Origin of the sequence: Corallococcus sp. AB018 (assembly GCF_003986945.1) — a bacterium.
Lineage (GTDB): Bacteria > Myxococcota > Myxococcia > Myxococcales > Myxococcaceae > Corallococcus > Corallococcus exiguus.
Genome location: NZ_RAWR01000015.1, coordinates 14,590 through 34,870 on the forward strand (window position 1 = coordinate 14,590; position 20,281 = coordinate 34,870).

Sequence of the window (20,281 nt, forward strand, 5' to 3'; positions counted from 1 at the left end):
CCATGAGCCAGGACGTCCTGCTCACCCTGGGGCGTGAGGCCCTGCTGTTGATGGTGCTCGCCTCGCTGCCGCCCATCGGCGCGAGCCTGCTGGTGGGCTTTCTGATGAGCCTCTTCCAGGCAACGACCCAGTTGCAGGAGAGCACGCTGTCGGTGGTGCCCAAGCTGTGCGCCGCGGTGTTGTCCCTGGTGCTCGCGGGGCCGTGGATCGCCGGACAGCTCACGCGCTTCACCCAGCACCTCCTCATGCTCATCGCGGAGGTGGCGCTGTGAATCCGGACGCGCTGGGCGAACAGCTCCTCGCCCTGGGACCGCACGTGGTCGCGGTGGCGCTGTGCGCGGCGAGGCTCGTGCCCATCGCGTTCCTCTGCCCATTGCTGGGAGGCCAGGCCGCGCCGACGACGGTCCGGCTGGGATTGGTGCTCGCGCTCTCGCTCTTCCTGCACGTCGAGGCGGGCGTTGAGTTCAGCGGCACGGTGGAGACGCCGGTGGTGATGGCGGCGCTCGTGGTGCGAGAGCTGGCCTACGGTGTCTCCGTGGGGCTCGTGGCCGCGCTGCCCTTCGATGCGGCGAGGATGGGTGGCCGGTTCATCGACCTGTTCCGGGGAACCTCCGCGGAGGCGAGCCTGCCGCAGGCCGGAAGCCGTGAGTCCGCCACGGGCGACGCGCTGTACCACCTGCTTGTGGCGAGAGTGGTGTCGGGAGCGCTGTTCCCCGTGGTGCTCTCCTCCCTGCTGCGCGGCTTCGGCGTGGTTCAACTGGGGGCCTTCGTGCCCACGGAGGCTTCGGCCCTGCACGTGGTGGTGATGGTGGGCGGTGCCATGGCCACGGGACTCGCGGTGGGCGCCCCGGTGGCGGCTGCATCGCTCGCGGTGGACTGCTTCCTGGGCATGGCATCGAGGGCCGCGGCCCAGGTGAACCTCCAGGAGCTGGGGGCTCCGCTGCGCATCCTCGGAGGTGGCGCGCTGCTGTGGCTGGGCGTGGGCCTGCTGTGTGAGCGGCTGCTCGCGGGCATGGCGTCGACGGAGGGCGCGCTGGCACTGCTGGGCGAGGTCTCCCGATGAGCGGCGAGAAGACGGAGCAGCCCACCGCGAAACGGATGCGGGAGGCCCGGCGCAAGGGCCAGCTTCCGCGCAGCCGGATGTTGACCTCCAGCGCGACGACGCTGGGCGGGCTGCTGGGCTTCATCGCGTTCGCGCCAGATGGCTTTGCTCGGCTGAGGGACTGGACCGGGCGGTTGATGCTGGAACAGACCGCCGCTGGCGCTTGGGAGGAGGGGGCCTGGGTCGCCGCCCGGCTGTGCGGCCCTGCCTTGGGCGGAGCGCTTGCGGCCTCGCTGGCGGTCTCCGTGGCCACCGTGGGCTTCGAACTGGACGCTCGCCATGCCGCGCCGAAGCTCGAGCGCATCAACCCCGCCGCGGGCCTCAAGCGCCTCTTCAGCGTCCGGCCATGGGTCGAGCTGGGCAAGGCGCTGCTCGTGGCCGCACTGCTGGGCCTCATCGTCTGGAACGAGGTGGATGCGGTCGGCCCCGATGCCTTGCGGACCGCGTGGCTCGAAGGAACCCGGGGAATGGAGTTCCTGCTCGGCCGGCTGGCGGCGCTGCTGACGCGACTGGCGTGGGTGGTGCTGGGGTGCGGTGTCGTGGACTACGCGCTCGCCCGTCGCAGTCACCGGCGCGAGCTGATGATGACCCGCGAAGAGGTCAAACGGGAGCACAAGGAGAGCGAGGGCGACCCGCGTCACAAGGGACAGCGGCGCGCCCTGCACCGCCAACTGGCGCAGGGCGGTCCGGCACGTGGAGTGCAGAAGGCCACCGCAGTGATCGTCAACCCCACGCACATCGCGGTCGCGCTCCGTTACGACGCGGGCGAATGCGACGCGCCCTACCTCGTGGCGAAGGGCCGCGAACAGGACGCGCTCGCGCTCAAGGAGGAGGCGCGCCGGCAGGGCATCCCCGTACTTCGGGACGTGCCACTGGCCCGCAGCCTCATCCACTTCGACGTAGGGGAGTCCATCCCCGAAGAGCTGTACCAGGCGGCGGCCGTCGTGTTGCGGACCGCGATGGAGCTTCGCGAGCCGGACGACCGTCCACGGAGACAGACGTGATGCCCCCTTTCCTGAAGGTCTTGTTGAAGGCCCGTCAGTCCTCGGAAGTCGTGCTCGCGGTGGCGATGGCGGCGGTGCTGGGGGCGCTCATCATCCCGCTGCCAGCGTGGCTCCTCGACATGGGGCTCGCGGTGAATCTGGCCGCGGCGGTGGCACTGCTGGTCGCCGCGCTGAACGCGAAGGACGCGCTGCGGGTGACGTCGTTCCCCACGTTGCTGCTCTTCACCACGCTGTTCAGGTTGTCGCTCAACGTGTCGTCCACCCGGCTGGCGCTCTCCGAGGGCCATGCGGGCGAGGTCATCCAGGCCTTCGGCGAGTTCGTGGTGCGAGGCGACTACGTGGTGGGCGCGGTGGTGTTCGCCATCCTCACGCTGGTTCAGTTGCTGGTGGTGACCAAGGGCGCGGAGCGGGTCGCGGAGGTGTCCGCCCGATTCACGCTGGACGCCATGCCCGGCAAGCAGATGTCCATCGACGCGGACCTGCGCGCGGGTGCCATCGACCAGACCCAGGCCCGGCGCAGGCGGCGCGATCTGGAGCGCGAGTCCCAGATGTTCGGCGCCATGGACGGCGCGATGAAGTTCGTGAAGGGGGACGTCATCGCGGGGCTGGTCATCGTCGCGGTGAACCTGCTGGGCGGCACCCTCATCGGCGTGTTGCAGAACGGCCAGTCCTTCTCCGAGGCCGCCGCCACCTTCGCCCTCATCGCCATCGGCGACGGGCTCGTGTCCCAGGTGCCCTCGCTGTGCATCGCGGTGGCCGCGGGCCTCGTCGTCACACGGGTGGCGTCGGAGAAGGAAGAGGACTCGCTCGGGGCGGAGATCGGCTCCCAGTTCTTCGGCGACTTCCGCACCTTGCTCACCGTCGCGGGCCTGTGTGTCGCGCTGGCCTTGATGCCGGGCATGCCGCACCTGACCTTCCTCTCGCTGGCGGCAGGCCTCGGCGGGCTCGGGTATGCGCTGCGGCGCAAGGGGCAGGCGCCGGAGAAGTCACCCTCGAAGGATGGCGCCTCCTCGGAAGCCGCGGTGCCCGCTGGAGCCGCGGGCAAGCCGCCGGAGAGCGCGAAGGCACCCGTCGGGGTGACGCCGCTCACGTTGGACCTGTCCGCGCAGCTGACACCGCTCGCGGAGGCCGATGGAGGCGCCTTCGTGCACTCCGTGCTGAACGCCGTGCGTGACGAGCTGTTCTTCGAACTGGGCGTGCGCATCCCCGGCATCCGGGTGCGGACCCATGCCGCCTACCTGGGCCCGGGCGAGTACCGCATCCTCCTGGACGAAGTGCCCGCCGGTGGCGGCGTGGTGCAGCCCGGCGCCCTGTACGCGCTCGTTCCTCCCGGCGAGCTGGCCTTCCTGGAGGTCCAGGCGGAAGCGGCGGTGGAGCCCTCCAGCGGGCGCCCCATCAGCCGCGTGGGGGAGGGGGCCCGCTCCCGGTTGGAGCTGGCCCAGGTGCCGGTGCGCAAGCCCTCGGAGCTCATCGCGGACCACCTGCGGGCCGTGCTGCGCCTGCGCGCCGCTGCGCTGCTGGGACTCCAGGAGGTGCAGGGACTGCTGGAAGGGCTGGAAGCCCAGTCTCCCGTGCTGGTGAAGGAAGCGCTCCAGAAGGTGCCGCTGCCGCTGCTGGTGGACGTGCTGCGGCGGCTCGTGCAGGAGCAGGTGAGCATCCGCGACCTGCGCGCCATCCTGGAGGCGCTCGTGGCGCCCACCACGGAAGGCGACGCCACGGCCCTGGCAGAGCGCTGCCGTCAAGCCCTGCACCGCTACCTGAGCCACCAGTTCGCGCCCACGGGCCCGCTGTACGCGTACCTCGTGGACCCGGACGTGGAGGAGGTGCTGCGCGCCAGCGGTCCCCGGGGGCACGCGCCGGAGCCGGAGCGCATCATGGAGATCCTGGAAGGGGTGCGAGTCATCGCCAACGGGGGCCGGGCGGTGCTGCTCACGGCTCCGGACATCCGTCGTCCGCTGCGCAAGCTGTGCGAGGGCCCGTTCCCGGACGTGGCGGTGCTCACCTACGGCGAACTGGACGGGGACCTGCAGATTCGCCCCATCGGCCGGCTATCGCCGGTCGCCGTGGGGCGGTGAGGCCTAGAGGGTGCCGGTGCCGCTGCTGCCCTTGAACTCGGAGGAGGGCGGCAGGTCCGACTGGGCCTGCAGCGGCGCGGGGCGGTTGACCCGGTCGCGCAGCTCCTTGCCCGTGCGGAAGAGCAGGCCGCGCTTGGGCTTCACCGGGATGACCTGGCCCGTCTTCGGGTTGCGGCCCTGGTAGCCCTGGTAGTTCTTCACGTGGAAGGCGCCAAGCCCGCGGATCTCGATGTTCTCCCCGCGGCAGAGGGCGTCCTTCATCGACTCGAAGATCGTCTCGATGGTCGCCTCCGCCTGCTTCTGGGTCACGCCTCGTTTGGCAACGAGGATGTTGATCAGATCAGACTTGAGCATCGGACGCTCCCGCAAACCCCGTGACCCCTTGGTGACAGGGCTCTCTGGCCCGTTGTCGAGACCTGAATACATAACAGAACACCTCCTCCTTGCAAGCCGGGTGGGCTTCCAACCCTCTAAAAACGTTACGGATTTCCGCCGCTGGCCGCTGCCTTGGGGGCCTCGGGGGCGGGCGGGGCGACCAACCCCGGGCGCAGCGGCGTGACCAGGTCCAGCCACCGGGTGCGGCGCAGCAGGTCGACCCCGGCACAGTCGGCCGCTTGGAACAGGGGTTCGAACTGTTCGAAGCCGGGGGCCTTGGGGCTCGTCCAGGTATCGGGGCCGCCGGTGATCATCACTCCGTGCACTGCGAGCGTGGTGTCGGCGAGCGTGATTTCCGCGGGGTCCCGCGTGGGGCGCAGGCCACCCCGCCGTCCCCGCTCCAGCAGGCGGGCATCCACCATGCGGTCCACGACCTCGTGTACCAGCGACTCCGGCACGCGCAGCCGCGTGGCCAGCTCCCGGGGCAGGGGCGGGGTGGCGCCATCCACCCAGCACAGGGTGACGTCCTGGGCGACGCGCGCGGCCACCAGCTCGTGCGCGCGCGGGTGGGTGCCGAAGGCGAAGAGCGAGTCGCGGAAGGAGACGTGCTCCACCGCGTAGGACAGCCGGGCGCCGAACAGCATCACCAGCCAGCTGACGTACACCCAGGCGAGGAACAGGGGCAGGGCGCCCAGCGACGCGTAGAGGGGGTTGTAGAGGAAGCTGCGCGCGGCGAACTCGGCGTACACCTGCTTCGCCAGCATCCAGCCCAGGCCCGAAACCAGCCCGCCCGCAAGCGCCGAGCGCACGCGCACGTGGGCGTAGGGCGTCCACAGGTACAGCAGCGTCAGGCTGCCCATGGCGATGAGCATGGTGCCCACCCCGATGAAGAACGGCGCGGAGGGGGCGTAGGTCTGCAGCAGCACGCGGACCCGGCCGGTGCCGGAGAACGAGATGGCCATGAAGATGGGGCCCAGGAGCAGCAGGCCCGCGTAGATGGACAGGCGCGTCAGCCACGGGCGCTGGCGCCGGATCCCCCACAGCTCGTTCACCGCGCCGTCGATGTGGCGCAGCAGCGAGCCCGCAGACAACAGCACCGCGAGGAAGCCCACGCTGCCCACCGCGATGGAGTCGCCCGGGTGCAGGAACCGGTCGAGCAGGGTGGCGGACTCCTCGCTGACCCCCGGCGCGAGCACCTCGGAGATGACGAAGCGCAGCTTCCGCTGGAACTGGTCCTGGTGGAGCGTGCGCAACAGCACGATGCCCACGGTCAGCAGCGGCACCAGCGAGAACATGCTGATGTACGTGAGCGCGGCGGCGCGCAGGCGCAGGTTCTCGCCCATGAAGCCGCGCGCCACGGTGCGCCCCGCGAAGAAGATGTCCGCCGCGAAGCGGCCCGCTGACGTGGCCCCGATGGGCGCCCACACGCGGGCCGCTGTCTGGACCGCCCAGGCCCGTGCACGCACCAGCGCGCGCCGCGCGCGCCAGGACAGCTTCCGGAGCCTCACGACTCCCTCCCGGTGTGCTTCCAGCCCGATGCGGCCGGGGCGCGGGAGTCCAGGAGCGTGCGAAGGCGCGAAGGCGAGCGGTTCATCCCAGGCGATTCAGATGGGCCAGGGACTCGACGACACCCCCGGCGTGGAAGTGCCACCGTAGCCAAACCCCGCCCCGCTGAACCAGCCCTCCCACCCCAACAGAGCGGACGTTGTCAGCACCTGCACGGGCCTCGGCCGCCTGGTCGGTCACCATGCGGGAGGCCGTATTCCAGCTCCAATGCAGAAGGCCCGGCGGGATGTACCCACCGGGCCTTCGCGGTCACTCACGGTCCGGACTCAAGGGTCCGGCGTCACTCGAGCGCTCAGCCTTCGCTGCTCCCACTGGACGGCTCGGACGAGCCCCCGCCGGACGCCGCGGGAGGCGCGCCGCCGCCATTGCCACCGTTGTGGCCTCCGCCGGAGCCGCCTCCGGACCGCTCGCCGCGCTCCCCGCCACGGCCCTCGCCACCGCCGCGACGCTCACGGTCGCCACCCCGGTTGCGGTCACCGCCGCGCTCGCCGCGCTCGGGACGGCGGCCCTCGCGACGGTCACCGCCGCCGCGCTCGCCTCCGCGTTCCCCGCCACGGCTCTCCGCGCCACGGCTCTCTGCGCCACGGCTCTCTGCGCCGCCACGGCTCTCACCGCCGCCGCGCTCACCACGGTCGCGGTCCCGGCCACCGCCACGGCGGCCCTGGTCCTGACGGCCGCCGCCGTAGTTGCCCTCCGGACGGCGCTGCTGCATCGCCAGCTCGCCGTCACCGGAGCCCGGCGACGAGGCCACCTTGTGCTCGGGGCCCGTGGCCGACCGGCCGTAGATGTCGTACTGCTCGCGGTGGTAGTTCTGCTGCGCCTTCACCTGGATGGACTTGTTGTAGCGGTCCATCAGGTGCCGCAGCTCGTTGCGCTCCTCGCCCTGCAGCAGCCGCGCGACCTCCGCGTTGCAGTTGATGACGAGCGTGGAGTCCTTGTAGCCCGGCGCCTCGCGACGGATCTCCCGGAAGATTTCGTACGCGACCGTGGTGGCCGTCTTCACGAAGCCCTTGCCGTCGCAGTACGGGCAGTCCTCGTGCAGCACGCGGCCAATGGACTCGCGCACGCGCTTGCGCGTCATCTCCACCAGGCCCAGCTCGGAGATGCGCAGCACGTTCGTCTTGGCCTTGTCCCGGCCCAGCGCCTCCTGCAGCGACTTGAAGACCTTGTCGCGGTTCTGCGCCTTCTCCATGTCGATGAAGTCGCAGATGATGATGCCGCCGATGTTGCGCAGCCGGAGCTGGTAGACGATTTCCTTGGCCGCCTCGACGTTGATCTTGGTGATGGTCTCCTCGAGGCTCTTCTTGCCGACGTAGCGTCCCGAGTTGACGTCGATGGCGGTGAGCGCCTCCGCCTGGTCGATGATCAGGTAGCCGCCGCTCTTCAGCCACACCTTGCGCTGGGTGGCGCGCTGCAGCTCCTGCTCGATGCCGTAGGCGTCGAAGACGGGCTCGTCGGTCTCGTGCAGCACCACGCGGTCGCGCAGCGCCGGGTCCTGCGCGGTGACGAAGCCCTGGATGCGCTCGTACTCCTCCGCGTCGTCCACGACCAGCTTCTCCACGTCGTGGGCGAACAGGTCGCGCGTGGCGCGCAGGATGAGGTCCAGGTCCGGGTGCAGCAGGCCCGGTCCGCCGCGCTTCTCGTTGCGGCGCACCACCTGGTTCCACACCTCGATGAGGAACCGGATGTCGCTCTCCAGCTTCTCCTGGGGAACGTTCTCCGCCACGGTGCGCACGATGAAGCCCGTGCCGGGCGGCCGCAGCCGGTCCACGATTTCACGCAGCCGGCGGCGCTCCTTCTCGTTGGAGATGCGGCGGCTGATGCCCACGTGGTCCACCGTGGGCATGAACACCAGGTGACGGCCGGGGATGGAGATGTGCGAGGTGAGCCGCGCGCCCTTCGTGCCGATGGGGTCCTTGGAAATCTGGACCACCACCTCCTGGCCCACCTTCAGCAGGTCTTCAATCTTGTCCGTCTTGCGCTGCTTGGGCTTCTCCTTCTCCTCGTCGCGCTTCTCGCGGCGGGGCGGCTCCTGGCGGCGCTTGTCCTTGTCCTTGTCCTTGTCCTTCTCGCGGCCTTCCCGGTTGCGCGGCTCACGGGCCTCGCGCGCCTCACGCGGCGTGCGGCGCTCGCCGGAGACCTCGGCGGGACGGGCGTCGGCGGCGGGGGAGGGGATGAGCTCGCCCAGGGCGGCCGCGTGCGGCGGCGGCTCGGCGGCGCTGCCGTCCGTCGCGGGCGCCACGCCGGACTCGGCGACGGCGGCGACGGCGCTCTCCGCGGGCGTCTCCTGCACCACCGCGGGGGCTTCCACCGAAGGCGTGCTGTTCTCCGTCAGCGGCACCGCCACGGCGGCGGTGGACACCTCGACCGGGGACTCCTGCGTGGCACCTTCGGCCGGGGTCTCCACGATGACGGCCACGGATGACGCGGGCTCGGCCGGCTCGGACGAAGCCTGGGCCTCCACAGGGGCAGGAGTGGCCTCCGGCGCCGGCTTCACGGCCTCGGGCGTCGCGTCATGCGACGCTTCCAGGGACTCCACCTGGGGGGCGGCCTGGGTCTGGACGTCCAGCGCCAGCGCGCCGTCGTGCGCCAGCACCGGCTCCGGAGCGCCCGTGGGGGCTTCCGTGCCAGCGGGCAGCGCGTGCGTGGCGTCCGGGACGTTGGCGGCCGCGAACTCCACGGCGTCGGCCTCGGATTCGGTGGGGACGTCCGGGGCGTCCTCGTGCTCGCCCTCGGTCAACTCGAACTGCGCGCGGGCGAAGTCCGGGTCGTAGACGACGTCGCTGACGTACAGGAAGGCGGCCTTCTCCAACCCGATGTCCACGAAGGCCGCCTGCATGCCCGGGAGCACCCGGACGACGCGACCCTTGTAGATGTTTCCGACGACGCCCTTGTCCTTCTTACGCTCGAGGTAGAACTCCGCGATATGGCCGCCCTCGACGAGGGCGACCCGGGTCTCCCGACCCGCGGCATTGATGACGAGCACACTGCTCATGGATGAATCCTGGTAGCGCGCGCGGTAGGGGGGACCTCACCGGACGGGAGGCGGCGAGACGCCACACCTCCGAGCACGCCGCGAGGGGAGAGGCGGCCAGCAGCCCCCCGGCGTGTGGACGCCTTCCGGTAGACCCGGAGGGAGAACGCAACACCTGGGTGGGGGCCGAGGACATCGCCGCCTGCTCCTCCGAGTTCATGTCGCCCCGCATTGCGACCGGCACCGTGCCGGGCGGGGCTGCTTCTCTTCACGCGCTCGAGGCTTCCACCACGCCCGTGCCGTCCGCCCCCTCTTCCGCACCCGGTCGGTGCCCGTCATGTGGGCCACCTTGGGGGGGTGTCTGGGGGCCCCGGAGCAGCAGGGGCATCCGGAGGAAACCGGAAGCGCAACCCGTCGAAATTCCTGCCTGGGCCTGATGTCCCGCCAACGCGGGGCGTCACACAACCACCCAGAAACACGGAGAGTTTTCCACGCCCCTCCAGGTGTGTAAAGGCCCGATGCACCCGTTCATCCACTGTCGGGCAGATGGAGGGCGGGCCCGCCCGCCGGGTGCACGGGCGCTCGGAAACGGACGTTCAGGCCTGGGCAGGGGCCTGCTTGCGCCCTTCCGGCTTGTCCAGCTTCCCTCGCGGACGCCGCACCAGCCGCAGGCCGGTCCAGGTCTCGTCGATGATGCAGATCTTGTTGTCGACGAGGCCGATGTCGAGCGCCGCCTGGCGCACGAAGTCCTCGGACAGGCGCGTCTTCACGCCCTCGCCAGCGGGCCAGCAGACCCAGATGCCGCCGTTGAGGGTGGTGGCGCGCGACAGCGCGGGCAGCCGCTGCACCAGCTCCGTGGCGTCGGAGGTGAAGAAGAGGATGACGTCCAGCCCCGTCTGGGCCGTGACGAGGAACTCCACCCCGTCCGGCAGCGGGTTGAGCTTCTGCACGAAGCCCCGCGGGGGGTTGATGACGGAAACCTTGGTGCCGGACCGGATGCCCAGCATGGCCGGCAGGGAAGCCAGCGCGTAGGGCGTCATGATGTGCGCTCCACGGTGAAGGTGCGGAATTCGCCAGAGGCCTGCCCGTCCGTGCGCGCCACGTCCGTGACGCGCGCCATGCGGGGACCCGAGTGACACCAGCGGATGAAGTCTTCCAGCGCGCCCGGTTCGCCTTCCACCGTGGCCTCCACGGAGCTGTCGCTCCGGTTTCGCACCCAGCCAGACAGGCCGAGGCGCAGCGCCTCCTGGCGGGCGCTCTCCCGATAGGAGACGCCCTGGACCATGCCCTGGATGCGCAGGGTCACCCGGCGCTGCGTGCTCATGCCTCTGGCCTCATGCTCTGGCATCCCCTTCTAGCAGCTTCAGGAACGCCTGCTCATCCAGGATTCTTACGCCCAATTCCTGAGCCTTCTTCAGCTTGGTACCCGCGTCCTCGCCGGCGACGACGAAATCGGTCTTGCGCGAGACACTTCCGGAGACCTTACCGCCGCGCCGTTCGATTTCCTCCTTGGCCTGCTCGCGCGCAAGCCGCTCCATGGTGCCGGTGAGCACCACCGTCTTGCCCACGAAGGGGCCGCCCGTGGCGACCGCCGGGGGGGCAGGGTGGACTCCCGCGTCCAGGAGGGCCTGGATGGCGGCCTGGTTCTGGGGCTCCTGGAAGAAGGTGTGGATGACCTGTGCCATCACCGGGCCCACGTCCTTCACCCGGCTGATGTCCTCCAGGCTGGCCGTGAAGAGCGACCTCACCTCCGGGAAGGACTCCGCCAGGGCGCGCGCCGTGGAGTCGCCCACGTGGCGGATGCCCAGCGAATACAGGAAGCGGCGCTGGGTGGTGTCCTTGCTGCCCGCGATGGAGGCCAGCAGGTTGTCCGCGCTCTTCTCCCCCATGCGCTCCAGCTTGAGCAGCGAGTCCCGGGTGAGCGCGAACAGGTCCGCGAACGTCTTCACCTGCCCGGACGTCACCAACTGCATGGCCAGCTTGTCCCCCAGGCCTTCAATGTCCAGGGCGAGGCGGCTGGCGAAGTGGCGCACCTTCTCCACCAGCTGCGCGGGGCAGGACGCGCCCGTGCAGCGGATGATGGCGCCGTCCTCGTCCTTGGCCGCCACCGCGCCGCACACCGGGCAGTGGGTGGGGAAGGTGAAGGGCTGGGAGTCCTCCGGGCGCTTGGACAGCACCACGGAGACGATCTCCGGAATCACGTCACCCGCGCGGCGCACGAAGACGGTGTCGCCCTTGCGCACGTTCTTGCGGCGCAGCTCGTCCTCGTTGTGCAGCGTGGCGCGCGACACCGTCACGCCGCCCACCTTCACCGGCTTCAGGTGCGCCACCGGCGTGAGCGCGCCCGTGCGGCCCACCTGGATGCCGATGTCCTCCACCGTGGTGGACTCCTCCTCCGGCGGGAACTTGTAGGCCACCGCCCAGCGCGGGCTCTTGGACACCTGGCCCAGGCGGCGGCGCAGGTCCTCGTCGTCCACCTTCACCACCATGCCGTCGACTTCGAAGGGCAGGGCGTGGCGGCCCTTCAGGGACTCGTCGTAGCGCTGGCGCACGCCGTCCGCCCCGTCCGCGTGCTGGTAGCGGTTGATGGGCAGGCCCAGCGTCTTCAGGTACTCCAGCTTCTCCGTGTGCGTCTTGAAGGCGGGCACGCCGTCGCCGGGCACGCATTCGTACAGGTAGACGGACAGGGGCCGGGCGGCGGTCTCCTTGGGGTCCAGTTGGCGCAGGCTGCCCGCGGCGGCGTTGCGCGGGTTGGCGAAGAGCGACTCGCCCGCCTCTTCGCGCTTCTCGTTGAGCTTGCGGAAGTCCTCCTTGCGGATGAAGACCTCGCCGCGGACCTCCAACCGCCTGGGCACCTTCACGCCGTCCTGGGGGAACAGCTCCAGGGGCAGGCTCTTGATGGTGCGCAGGTTGCCCGTGACGTCCTCGCCGGTGGTGCCGTCGCCGCGCGTGGCACCCTGCACGAAGCGGCCGTCCTCGAAGCGCAGGGAGATGGCCAGGCCGTCCAGCTTGGGCTCGCACACGTAGCCCACCTGCGACAGGCCCGTCAGCTTGCGGATGCGGTCGTCGAACTCCGTGAGCCCGGCGTCATCGAAGATGTTCGCCAGAGACAGCATCTGCGTGGTGTGCACCACCTGCCCGAAGTCGTCCACCGCCGCGCCGCCCACGCGCTGGGTGGGCGAGTCCGGCGTCATCAGCTGGGGGTACTGCTCCTCCAGCCCCTGGAGCTCACGCATCAGCGTGTCGTATTGGGCGTCGCTGATTTCCGGCGCGTCCAGCACGTAGTAGCGGTGGTTGTGGTGGGCCAGCTCCTGACGGAGCGCTCGGGCGCGGGCTTCGGCTTTCGGGAAGGTGTCCACGGGGTGTGTCCTTACCCCAATTCAGGGGCGCGGCCAGTTGCGCACGCCCCGCGTTGGAGGAGGAGCACTCTACCGGCACCACCTGACAGGGCCGCCTCACGCACTCGGGAAGGGGAACCCGGGGACGCGTGTTCACGGCAAGAGAGCGCATCCGCCGCCCCAGTAGGCCCGAATTTCAGCTACATAGCGGATTCCCTGTTCGCAATACCCCCACCCTCCAGTGCAACCCCCTGAAAAACGGGACAGAGCCAGGCACGGATGCCTTGACAGCTCTGGAGTCGGTCAATAGTTTCCAGCGCGGTTCCTGGCGCAGGGGTTCCCCCGGCGCCGTCTCTTCCCAACCACAGGCCCACGCGCCCTCCGGTCCGCTCCCAGGACTTGGGTGGTGCTGCCCCCTGGAAGGTGCTTCCGAGCGCCGCGCGGACGGATCGCCGTCCCGCGTACAGCCTGCCCGAGCCTTCGGGCGCTTCCCCCCCTACTTCCGTACGCAGACCGTCATGGCCAAAGCCCGTTCCCCCCGAGAGAAGGTAGTCCAGCCGGTGTTCACCGAGGAGAAGCCCCGGCGCAAGCGCGCGGCGGCGAAGGAGGCGGAGAAGCCCGCTCCCCGGACGCGTCGTGCGCCGGCTCGTCGTGAAGAGGCTCCCGCCGAGGAGGCCGAGGCCCCCGAGGTCGCCGCGGAAGCGCCCCGTCCGGTGCTCACTCCCATCTCCCGTCCCGTGCGCGACGACGAGCTCCAGGAGCTGCGCGGCACGGAGGAGGAGACGCCCGCCGAGGAGGCCGCTCCGGCCGCCCCGCAGGAGTCCGCGGAAGGCCCCGCCATCACGGAGGTCGAGCGCGACGGCACCCCGATGCAGGTCATCAAGCTCAATGACCTGAAGCGGATGAAGATCGTCGACCTGGCGAAGATGGCCCACGACACGGGCATCGAGGGCTACCAGGGTCTGAAGAAGCAGGACCTCATCTTCGCGCTGCTGGGCGGCATCGCCGACAAGCGCTTCGAGGTCCACGCGGAAGGCGTGCTGGAGCTCTTGAGCGACGGCTTCGGCTTCCTGCGCAGCGCGGACAGCGACTACCAGCCGTCCCCGGACGACATCTACGTGTCGCCGTCGCAGGTGCGCCGCTTCAACCTGCGGCCCGGCGATACCGTGACGGGCCCCATCCGCCAGCCCCGCGAGGGCGAGCGCTTCTTCGCGCTGCAGAAGGTGGACAAGGTCAACTTCGCGGACCCCATGTCGGACGCGGCGCGCGAGCGCATCCTGTTCGACAACCTCACGCCGCTCTATCCGACGCGCAAGCTCAAGCTGGAGCACGAGTCGTCGGAGATGACCACGCGCATCATCGACATGTTCTGCCCCATTGGCCTGGGCCAGCGCTGTCTCATCGTGGCGCCTCCGAAGGCCGGCAAGACGGTGCTGCTGCAGAACATCGCGCACGCCATCAGCCGCAACCACCCGGACGTCTACCTCATCGTGCTGCTCGTGGACGAGCGCCCGGAGGAAGTGACGGACATGGAGCGCAGCGTGCGCGGCGAGGTGGTGTCCTCCACCTTCGACGAGCCCGCCACGCGCCACGTGCAGGTGGCGGAGATGGTCATCGACAAGGCCAAGCGCCTGGTCGAGCAGAAGTACGACGTCTGCATCCTGCTGGACTCCATCACCCGTCTGGCGCGCGCCTACAACACGGTGGTGCCCGCGTCCGGCAAGATCCTCTCCGGCGGCGTGGACGCCAACGCGCTCCACAAGCCCAAGCGCTTCTTCGGCGCGGCCCGCAACATCGAAGAGGGCGGCAGCCTCACCATCATCGGCACGGCGCTCATCGACACCGGCAGCCGCATGGACGAGGTGATTTTCGAGGAGTTCAAGGGCACGGGTAACTCCGAAATCGTCCTGGACCGGAAGTTGATGGAGAAGCGCATCTTCCCAACGCTCGACATCAACAAATCCGGCACCCGCAAGGAGGAGCTCCTCTTGTCTCAGGCGGACCTGGTGCGCATTACGGCGTTGCGCCAGGTGCTCCACCCCTTCACCCCCATCGACGCGATGGAGTTCGTGCTCAAGCACATGCGTCCGACGGCGGCGAACGCGGAGTTCCTGGGCTCGATGAACCGGTAGTTCCCTTCCGGCCCAAGGAGCCCCCCATGCGTCGTGCCCGCCTCCCTCTTCTTGTCGCCCGCGCTGTCGCGGGCCTCACCCTGGGGCTGTTGGCGGGCTGCGACCTGGGGGTAGAGGACCTGCCCATTGGAGACACCCCACCGGTGCTCTCCAGCCAGGTCTGCTACGACGACTCGGACTGCGTCGCGAACGCGTGCTGCGGTGAGGGCACCGCCATCACCCACCGCGACGTGGGACCGGACTGCACGAACGTGCGGTGCGACGGGACGTGTACTCCCAACAGCGTGGACTGCGGCCGGTGCATCCCCACGTGCCGCAACGCGCGCTGCGCCGCCGCCTGCCAGTAGCGGGCGGCCGCACGTCCGGATTTCAGCTGGCCAGCCCGGTGGCCACGTCCACCGGCGGGTCCCTCAAGGGCAGCGTCACGCGGAAGGTGGTGCCGCCGCCCGGCGTGTCCTCCACGTCGATGCGGCCCTGGTGCGCTTCCACCACCTGACGCGACACCCAGAGCCCCAGGCCCAGGCCACCGTAGTGGTGCGTGGACACGGCGCGCTCGAAGCGGTCGAAGATGCGCTCGCGGTCCTCCGGCTTGATGCCGATGCCGTGGTCCACCACGGACAGGCGCACGACCTCTCCATCCGGCTGCAGCGTCACGTCCACCGGACGGCCCCGGCCGAACTTCAGCGCGTTGGCGACCAGGTTGTGCACCACCTGCGAGATGCGTGACGGGTCGAAGGTGCCCATCACCGGGCCCTTCACGTCCACGGTGAGCGGCGTGCCGTCACGGCGCGCTTCTTCTTCCGCGAAGCGCGTCACCTCCACCAGCAGGTCACCCAGGTCCACGTCCGTGCGGGTGATTTTCAGCCGGCCGCTGGTGATGAGCGACACGTCCATCAGCACGTCCACGAGCATCGCCAGCCGGCGGATGAAGGACCGCGCCTGCTTCAGGCGCTCCAGCGCCTTGGGCGGAGCATCCTTGCCCAGGCCGCGCTCCACCAGTTCCAGGTGCAGCTGGAAGGCCGCCAGCGGCGTGCGCAGCTCGTGCGCCGCCACGGAGAGGAAGTCGTCGCGGGCGCGCAGGGCTTCCGTCAGGTTCTCCGCGCGGACGCGCTCGTTGGCCATCTCTCCGCGCATCCTCGCGAGCTTCAGGTTGGAGGCGATGCGCGCGAGCAGCTCACCCGCGGAGAAGGGCTTCACCAGGTAGTCGTCCGCGCCGGACGTCAGGCCCTGCACCGTGGCCTCTTCTCCGGCCTTCGCGGACAACAGCAGGATGGGCAGCTCGCGGGTGGTGGGCGCGGCGCGCAGGGCCCTCAACAGGCCCATGCCGTCCAGCTTCGGCATCATCACGTCCGACAGAACCAGGTCCGGTGGCCGGATCAGCGCGGCCTCCAGGCCTCTCTCGCCGTCCGTCGCCACCTCCACGTCGTACTCGGTGGAGAGCACGCGCTGGATGTAGTCGCGCATGTCCCGGTTGTCGTCCACCAGCAGGATGCGCGCGCGAGGCGCGGGGGCCACCGCGTGGCCGTCCGCGGACGCCGGGTGCTGGTGGTGCGAGGACTGCGTGCGGTCCTTGGGCTTCGCGCTGCCCCACAGCAGCGCCTCCTCGACGTAGGCGGACGTGGCCTCGCGCGCCGCGGAGCGCTGCCGGGCGGTGGTGCGGATGCGCTCCTGCGGCAGGTGCGCATGGCCCAGGGGCAGCTCCACGCGGAAGGTGCTGCCTTCGCCCTCCGTGCTGCTCGCGGACACGGTGCCGCCGTGCAGCCTGGCGAACTCCTGCACCAACGCGAGCCCGATGCCGCTGCCCTCCACCGTGCGCGACGGCGAGCCCGTCACGCGGTGGAAGCGCTCGAAGAGGCGGGGCAGCTCGTGCGTGGGGATGCCCGAGCCGGTGTCCTCCACCTCCAGCGACACCCGCTGCCCGTGCTCGCGCAGGCGCAGCGTGACGCCGCCCTGGAGCGTGAACTTGAACGCGTTGGAGACCAGGTTGAGGACGATCTGCTCCCACAGGTCCGGCGCCACGTAGACGGGCTGGGACAGGGGAGGGCAGTCCACCGTGAGCTTGAGGCCCGCGCGCTCCATGGCGGAGCGGAAGCTGGACGCCGCGTCCTTCGTCAGCGCGGCCAGGTCCGTGGGCGCGAAGCGCTCCTCCTTTGGGCCCGCCTCCAGCTTCGACAGGTCCAGCAGCGCGTTCACCAGCTTGAGCAGGCGCCCGGCGTTGCGGTGCACCCGCTCCATCTCCTTGCGGACCTCGTCCGACAGCGGGCCCGCACGCCCGGCGAGCAGGTCCTCCGTGGGGCCCAGCATCAGCGTCAGCGGCGTGCGGAACTCGTGGCTGACGTTGGCGAAGAACTCCGACTTGAGCCGGTCCAGCTCGCCCAGCTGCTCGTTCGCCACGCGCAGCTGCTGGTTGGCCTCTTGAATCTGCTGGGCGCGCCGGAAGATTTCGCCCTCCATCTCGTCCGCGCGGGCGCGGAGCTCGGCGTGCTGGCGGCTCTGCTCCTCGTCCAGGTGCTTCAGGCGGATGAAGTCGGTGACGTCCTCCACGCGGTGGATGACGTAGCGCACCGCACCATCCTCGCCGCACACCGGGGTGTTCAGCGGGCTCCAGTAGCGCAGCTCGAACCCACCGCCTGCCTGCTCGGGCCGGGGAATGTCGTACTTCTGGACCGCCATCGCGTCCGGAGTGCGCGTCTTCACCGCGCGCTCCAGCGACGCGCGCAGGTTGGTCACCCCGCTGGCCCGTGGGTCCCGCGGGTTGTCCGGGAAGACGTCGAAGATGTTGCGGCCCAGGATGTCCTCGCGCCGCGTCCGCGTGGCGCGCAGGTACGTGTCCGTCACCGCGATGATGACGAACTCCGGTGTCAGCACCAGGTACGGGTTGGGTGCGGCTTCGAACAGGCTCCGGTAGTCCGGGGCCGGTGAGGGGCTCGGGGGCATCACACGTCCTCAGAGGCGGAGGCGTGCCTGGAATTAGTCATTCGCCCCTGGGATGACCAGGGGGGAAGTGGGAGACAGCCCCAGGTTTTCCACCGGTGGACGCTTGGGGACGCCCGTCGTTCAAGCCGCGGGGGCGGCGTCCGTGGAGGCGACCGCCTGCTGGGTCGTCGCGGCCACCAGCGGAGGCGGCTGCGCCTTGAGGCGCGCGTAGTCGAAGCAGGCCACCGCGATGGAGGCCACCGGCACCGCGAACAGCGCTCCCCAGAGGCCGAAGAGCTTCTCGCCCGCGATGAGGGAGAAGGCCACCACCACGGGGTGGATGCGCGCGGCCTCGCCCATGATTTTCGGGTTGAGGAAGTACGCCTCCAGCGCGTGGATGCCGATGATCCACAGCAGGAGCGCGACGCCCTTCTGGAAGCCGTCCGCCAGCGCGATGAGGACGATGGGCACCGAGCTGATGATGGTGCCGAAGATGGGGATGAGGCTGAAGAGCGTGGCGATGGTGGCCAGCAGGAACGCGAACTTCACGCCGAACAGGAGCAGGCCCACCAGCGTGAGGCCGCCGTTCACCAGGCAGATGGTGACCTGCCCGCGCACCACGCCGGACAGCGACTTGTCGATGCGGGCCACCAGCGTCTTCGCGTCCGGCAGGAACTCCGCGGGGACGAGCGTGCCGAAGTAGCGGCGGATGGCCTGCGCGTCGATGGAGAAGAACGCGGCGACCATCAGGATGAAGAACAGCATGAAGACGCCGGTCAGCACCTCCGTGACGATGTGGCGCGACACGTTGACGATGTCCGCCAGGTTCTCCTTCGCGAGCGACGTCACGCGCGCCACCGTGTCCGTGAGCATCTGCTCCAGGTCCAGCGCCAGGCTGAAGCCGCCGGACGAGCCCGCCGCCGCGCCCTCCATGGCCCGGTCCGACAGGGCCACGGGGATGCCGTAGGTGTTGAGCCACTCCTCCGCGCGCTGCGCGAGCCCCTGCACGTGCTCCGGCGTGAGCGCGCTGGCGAAGGTGGCCATCTCGCGGCTGATGCGCGCCACCTCGCGGTAGAGCTGCGGCACCAGCGCGACGAAGAAGAGATACACCGCGAGGAAGAACCCCGCGTAGATGAGCAGGATGGCCACCCAGCGCGGCACGTAGCGGCCGGCCACCTTCAGCCGGGTGATGCGCGCCACCAGCGGCTGCACCAGGTACGCGATGAGCGCCGCGCCCGCGAAGGGCATCACCACCGAGCGCAGGGCGAAGAGCGTCACCGCGATGGCCACCCACAACCCGGCGAGGAGGAGCAGGCGCTTGCGGCGTTCGTCGGGGGCGGTGGCTTCCACGGGCTGCGACATGCACCCGGGCTTAAGGCAGCGGCCTCCCTCCTGACAAGTTCCCGGCGGAAAGCTTCCGGCGGGCCCGGGCTCCTATGCCCCCCAAGGGTCCGGACCCCCTCTGAAGAAAGGCAGGCAGCCGGCCCGGGGCATGCCCGGGCTTCAGGCCTGGGGCATCCGGGACCGGTCGCCCAGCCGGGGCTCCAGGCGGTCCAGGCACTCGCGCATCAGGGGGCGCTTGATGCGGCCCTGGGTGGCCTCTCCCAGGCCCAGCATCTGCTCGGTGAGCCAGCGGGTGAGGAAGAGCAGGGGGACGCGGTCCTCGGGGACCAGGCCCCGCTCCAGGTAGCGCTTGTTGCGCACGTAGTCGTCGAAGGCGTCGAACTCGCGGGCCAGGTCCCACTTCGCCAGCCGCAGGGCCTCCGTGTAGACGGCCGGGTCGGGGCGCCGGGTGGCCTCCTGGAACAGCGGGGCGAACTCGCCCAGGGTGGCGGGGTCCAGGTCCTGGACGGGTGGGGGCCAGGACTCCAGGTCCTTGGCGAGCAGCCGCGCCACCTCGTTCAGCAGGTGGTCCATGAGGGCGACGGGCTTGAGGTCGAAGAGGTGGTCCCAGCGCGAGGGCATGTGTCAGGGGCTGGCGGCGGCGGGCAGGGCCACCGGAAGGGGAGGGAGCGGAAGCGCGGCGACGGGTGCTGCCACGGGTCTGTCAGCATAGCCCAGGGCCAGCTCGCGCTGGATGACCTCCCACACGGCCCTGCGCGTGAGCAGCTCGCCGTGGGGTACCACGCCCGACAGCTCCACGTTGAAGACGTTGGGCTGGCCGTCCACGTCCAGCACGGAGGACGGGTAGGGCGCGATGACGTCGTCGCGCGAGTAGATGGAGGTGAGCCGCACGTGGCGTGGGAAGGCGCCCACGCCCAGGCCCTTGATGAATCGCGACGTCGGCGTGAGCTGCCACATGCTGCGGCTGAACCAGCCGAGCGTCGCGCAGCCCAGGTAGGCCATGCGCGTGCCCCGGTGCGGCGTGCCCAGGGTGATGAGGCTCTTCACGCGCGTGTCCCCGCCCAGCCGCTTCACGTAGTACGTGCCGATGAGGCCGCCCTTGGAGTGGCCGATGATGGTGAGCGGCCCCATGCCCGGGTGGCGCTCGTAGAGCCGGTCCACCTTGCCCTGGACCTTGCGCGCCAGCTCGTCGATGCGGTGCGTGTTGAAGCGGTCCATGGTGCCGCCCAGGTGGATGGACCAGACGCAGTAGCCCTCGCGGCGCAGGCGGTGCTCCAGCACCTCCAGGACGCGGCGCGTGCTGAAGAAGCCGTGCAAGAGGAGCACCGGCCTCTGGCAGCGCTTGAAATCCGTGCGGCGCACGACCTGGTTGCCGCGTGGATCCAGATCCACGTAGCTGGCCAGGTACTTCAGCTGGCACTTCAGCTTCCGGTACTGCATCACGAACGGATTCAT

At 70.1% G+C, this 20,281-nt stretch carries 16 protein-coding genes; 6 read left to right on the forward strand and 10 right to left on the reverse strand.

Annotated elements, in window-relative coordinates:
* The first annotated feature begins 2 nt into the window (after positions 1-2).
* From D7Y11_RS05485 to D7Y11_RS05500, 4 genes are read left to right on the forward strand one after another with little or no spacing between them, the layout of a single operon-like run.
* Positions 3-272: a flagellar biosynthetic protein FliQ gene (locus tag D7Y11_RS05485; RefSeq protein WP_120579524.1), complete on the forward strand. Its 270-nt coding sequence runs from the start codon at positions 3-5 to the stop codon at positions 270-272.
* The gene (locus tag D7Y11_RS05490) at positions 269-1,063 is read left to right on the forward strand and encodes an EscT/YscT/HrcT family type III secretion system export apparatus protein (RefSeq protein ID WP_126933186.1); all 795 of its coding nucleotides are present in this window, start codon (positions 269-271) and stop codon (positions 1,061-1,063) included. Before D7Y11_RS05485 ends, D7Y11_RS05490 begins: the two co-directional genes overlap by 4 nt.
* Positions 1,060-2,106 carry a flagellar biosynthesis protein FlhB gene (locus D7Y11_RS05495; protein WP_126933187.1) on the forward strand — a complete coding sequence of 349 codons (1,047 nt, stop codon included), beginning with the start codon at positions 1,060-1,062 and terminating at the stop codon, positions 2,104-2,106. The genes D7Y11_RS05490 and D7Y11_RS05495 overlap by 4 nt, the downstream gene beginning before the upstream one ends.
* Positions 2,106-4,181, forward strand: a complete 2,076-nt coding sequence (locus D7Y11_RS05500; protein ID WP_121755342.1) for a flagellar biosynthesis protein FlhA — start codon at positions 2,106-2,108, stop codon at positions 4,179-4,181. The genes D7Y11_RS05495 and D7Y11_RS05500 overlap by 1 nt, the downstream gene beginning before the upstream one ends.
* 3 nt (positions 4,182-4,184) lie before the next feature.
* Here D7Y11_RS05500 and D7Y11_RS05505 read toward each other — a convergent pair whose 3' ends face one another.
* From D7Y11_RS05505 to ligA, 6 genes are all read right to left on the reverse strand, one after another.
* Complete coding sequence (locus D7Y11_RS05505; RefSeq protein ID WP_043321998.1) at positions 4,185-4,535, reverse strand: HU family DNA-binding protein; 351 nt, start codon at positions 4,533-4,535, stop codon at positions 4,185-4,187.
* 125 nt (positions 4,536-4,660) lie between these two features.
* Positions 4,661-6,049, reverse strand: a complete 1,389-nt coding sequence (locus D7Y11_RS05510; protein ID WP_126933200.1) for a YhjD/YihY/BrkB family envelope integrity protein — start codon at positions 6,047-6,049, stop codon at positions 4,661-4,663.
* A 365-nt stretch (positions 6,050-6,414) separates the two neighbouring features.
* Entirely contained in the window at positions 6,415-9,117 is a 2,703-nt protein-coding gene (locus D7Y11_RS05515) for an Rne/Rng family ribonuclease (protein WP_126933188.1), read from the reverse strand.
* Positions 9,118-9,692: 575 nt separating this feature from the next.
* The gene (locus D7Y11_RS05520) at positions 9,693-10,136 is read right to left on the reverse strand and encodes a DUF3052 family protein (RefSeq protein ID WP_014398919.1); all 444 of its coding nucleotides are present in this window, start codon (positions 10,134-10,136) and stop codon (positions 9,693-9,695) included.
* A complete protein-coding gene (locus tag D7Y11_RS05525; protein ID WP_120575454.1) occupies positions 10,133-10,420 on the reverse strand; it encodes an acylphosphatase in 288 nt (95 codons plus the stop codon). Before D7Y11_RS05525 ends, D7Y11_RS05520 begins: the two co-directional genes overlap by 4 nt.
* 10 nt (positions 10,421-10,430) lie before the next feature.
* Complete coding sequence (gene ligA / locus D7Y11_RS05530; protein ID WP_126933189.1) at positions 10,431-12,455, reverse strand: NAD-dependent DNA ligase LigA; 2,025 nt, start codon at positions 12,453-12,455, stop codon at positions 10,431-10,433.
* Between the two features lie 497 nt (positions 12,456-12,952).
* On the opposite strand from ligA, the gene rho reads away from it, so the two are divergent.
* Together rho and D7Y11_RS05540 are read left to right on the forward strand one after the other, a co-directional pair.
* Positions 12,953-14,566: a transcription termination factor Rho gene (rho, locus tag D7Y11_RS05535; RefSeq protein ID WP_120575452.1), complete on the forward strand. Its 1,614-nt coding sequence runs from the start codon at positions 12,953-12,955 to the stop codon at positions 14,564-14,566.
* A 26-nt stretch (positions 14,567-14,592) separates the two neighbouring features.
* On the forward strand, positions 14,593-14,913 hold the full coding sequence (locus D7Y11_RS05540; protein ID WP_120575451.1) for a hypothetical protein: 321 nt from the start codon (positions 14,593-14,595) through the stop codon (positions 14,911-14,913).
* Positions 14,914-14,935: 22 nt separating this feature from the next.
* Here the strand turns inward: D7Y11_RS05540 and D7Y11_RS05545 are convergent, their stop codons facing one another.
* The 4 genes from D7Y11_RS05545 to D7Y11_RS05560 form a co-directional block, all read right to left on the reverse strand.
* Complete coding sequence (locus tag D7Y11_RS05545) at positions 14,936-17,503, reverse strand: ATP-binding protein (RefSeq protein ID WP_126933190.1); 2,568 nt, start codon at positions 17,501-17,503, stop codon at positions 14,936-14,938.
* Between the two features lie 120 nt (positions 17,504-17,623).
* Positions 17,624-18,844 (reverse strand): AI-2E family transporter, encoded by a 1,221-nt coding sequence (locus D7Y11_RS05550; RefSeq protein WP_120575449.1) that lies wholly within the window; start codon positions 18,842-18,844, stop codon positions 17,624-17,626.
* Positions 18,845-18,985: 141 nt separating this feature from the next.
* Positions 18,986-19,447 carry a hypothetical protein gene (locus D7Y11_RS05555; RefSeq protein ID WP_126933191.1) on the reverse strand — a complete coding sequence of 154 codons (462 nt, stop codon included), beginning with the start codon at positions 19,445-19,447 and terminating at the stop codon, positions 18,986-18,988.
* 3 nt (positions 19,448-19,450) lie between these two features.
* A complete protein-coding gene (locus D7Y11_RS05560; RefSeq protein WP_120575447.1) occupies positions 19,451-20,281 on the reverse strand; it encodes a triacylglycerol lipase in 831 nt (276 codons plus the stop codon).